The sequence below is a fragment of the Algoriphagus persicinus genome, assembly GCF_035156415.1.
GTDB classification, from domain to species: Bacteria; Bacteroidota; Bacteroidia; order Cytophagales; family Cyclobacteriaceae; genus Algoriphagus; species Algoriphagus persicinus.
On record NZ_JAYEEY010000064.1, the window covers coordinates 1 to 2,090 of the forward strand.

Sequence of the window (2,090 nt, forward strand, 5' to 3'; positions counted from 1 at the left end):
AGTACAGCTGTTCCAAATTGTTCCTTCTTCCTTCAATTTGTTTACACCTGAAAAAGAGCTCAATCTTCCCGCAACATTTTGGTATTCGGTCAATGGATTTTGTTCTGATGAAGATTCGGTAGCTATTTCCACCACAAAATTGAGTTTATGGAGTAATTCCTTGGCCTAGGCAAGATTTTTCTTATTGTCAACTTTAATAATCAGTGTTTCCATAAGATTTGAATTTTATTCAACATGATTAAAATTATTGCACTATAGAAGTGCGTTTATTTAATTTTTTTGCACTATCGTAATGCAATTTTACTCTTCTCTAATTTAGTTAGCATTTAAAAATGTAATTCGTATTTACTATTCCTTCTATTTGATTATCAGCATGTTTACCAGTAGCTTGATTTAACGACCTAATAGTCCGATGGAAATTCAGTTTTGGCAAACTTCGGTCTTCGGTCATCCGTCTTCCAGCCCAAAAACCAAATAAAATTTACCTACTGGTGTAATTGCAGATATATATACTTCTATTATTACTCCGACTGTCTATAAACCTCGTGGCCCTTTTCCACCAAATGCATATCTTTTTGCGTCAATTTGATATCGCAAATCATCATATCATTTACTAATCCTGCCAGGTCGTACTCTGGAGTCCAGCCTAGTTGGGTGTTGGATTTGGTAGGGTCTCCGAGTAGGAGATCGACTTCGGTTGGGCGGAAATAGGTGGGATCGACTTTTACAAGAATAGAGTTTAAGAGATTAGAGATTGAGAGATTGACCAGTAGAATCAAAATATTTCTGCTCATCTACAGAGTCAAGTATTCCTATTTCGTTGACTCCCTTTCCCTCCCATCGATTAGTAAATCCTACATGGTCAAAAGCCATATGCACAGAATCTCTTACTCAACACTCCATTCACATCAAACACCACCTGATTATCAGACTTTTTGAGATCCTTGGATTTGGTTTCTTGATAACCTATTATCACTAGTACCATGATTCTTCTTTAAGAAAGCAAGAAGTTGCGGAGGTCCATAGTTTGGATTCCTTCATGGGTATTTCCCGAAAAGGAATCCATCGTGATCACCATCTTGGGATAATTGTCGCTTATCTTTTTTAAATTCCCGAATTCACATTCCAGGGTAGCAGGATCGTTGATAGTCAAGGCAACCTGAATGTGTTTTTTCTCCCCTTCTTTTTCGGCTACAAAGTCTACTTCATTATTCCCCAGGACTCCTACCCGAACTTGATACCCCTTGAAAACCAAGGTGATTATATACCANTTCTTTTTCGGCTACAAAGTCTACTTCATTATTCCCCAGGACTCCTACCCGAACTTGATACCCCTTGAAAACCAAGGTGATTATATACCACGTTTTCCATGATCTTTCCCCTATCCTCCAATCTATAGCCCCAAAGTCCATTGCGGATGCCCAAGTTTTCAAAATAGTACTTCTCTCCGATTTCAAACAGCCGTTTTCCAATCAGATCATATCGAGGCACTTGATGTAAAAGATAGGCATTGACCAAGTGATGGATATAAGTTTGTACCTGATTGGGTGCCATATTGATCCGCTGCGATTTTAGAAAATCACTGATTTTTTTGGCTGAGAAAATACTGCCCGTATGCGCTGCCAGGAATAATACCAGCTGTTCCAAAAACGGGACGTTTCGGATAGCATAGCGGTTGATAATATCCCGATAGACAATGGCGTTGTATATATTTTTCAGGTACTCGAACACCACCTCATCTTCCAGCGGCAAGTGTATCAAAACCGATAAACGGCCTAAGCCTGTTTAAGTAATGCGTTCGTACGCTAAGATTTGCAGGAAGCTTAATCTCCATTTCTATAATTACATTTATAACTTAGATAGTAATCCTGTAAAGTTATAAATGTAATTATAATATATTAAACGATTAGAGGTATGGAGGTTGTCGGTTGTCGGGTAAGGGTTAAGGGTAAACGATTAACTTTTACCAGGTTAAGGGTAATTTTATAAGATTTTGCTTACAACCAAGTCCTCAAATCCGGTATGGGTGTTGTCGCTTCTGAATGAAGCACTGCCTTGACCCGTACTCCATAGGCCTTTTCGAGTTTCTG

4 protein-coding genes are annotated in these 2,090 nt (G+C 38.6%); all 4 read right to left on the bottom strand.

Annotation, left to right across the window (positions count from 1 at the left end; all coding sequences use genetic code 11):
* Positions 1–521 precede the first annotated feature (521 nt).
* The 4 genes from U3A58_RS21575 to U3A58_RS21590 all read right to left on the bottom strand — a co-directional run bounded on the left by U3A58_RS21575 (position 522) and on the right by U3A58_RS21590 (position 1,752).
* Positions 522–794 (bottom strand): GDP-mannose 4,6-dehydratase, encoded by a 273-nt coding sequence (locus U3A58_RS21575; RefSeq protein WP_323826466.1) that lies wholly within the window; start codon positions 792–794, stop codon positions 522–524.
* Between the two features lie 68 nt (positions 795–862).
* Positions 863–985 carry a hypothetical protein gene (locus U3A58_RS21580; protein ID WP_323826467.1) on the bottom strand — a complete coding sequence of 41 codons (123 nt, stop codon included), beginning with the start codon at positions 983–985 and terminating at the stop codon, positions 863–865.
* A gap of 9 nt (positions 986–994) precedes the next feature.
* Positions 995–1,255, bottom strand: a complete 261-nt coding sequence (locus tag U3A58_RS21585; protein ID WP_323826468.1) for a hypothetical protein — start codon at positions 1,253–1,255, stop codon at positions 995–997.
* Positions 1,256–1,299: 44 nt separating this feature from the next.
* Positions 1,300–1,752 (bottom strand): DUF4143 domain-containing protein, encoded by a 453-nt coding sequence (locus tag U3A58_RS21590; RefSeq protein WP_323826469.1) that lies wholly within the window; start codon positions 1,750–1,752, stop codon positions 1,300–1,302.
* Positions 1,753–2,090 lie beyond the last annotated feature (338 nt).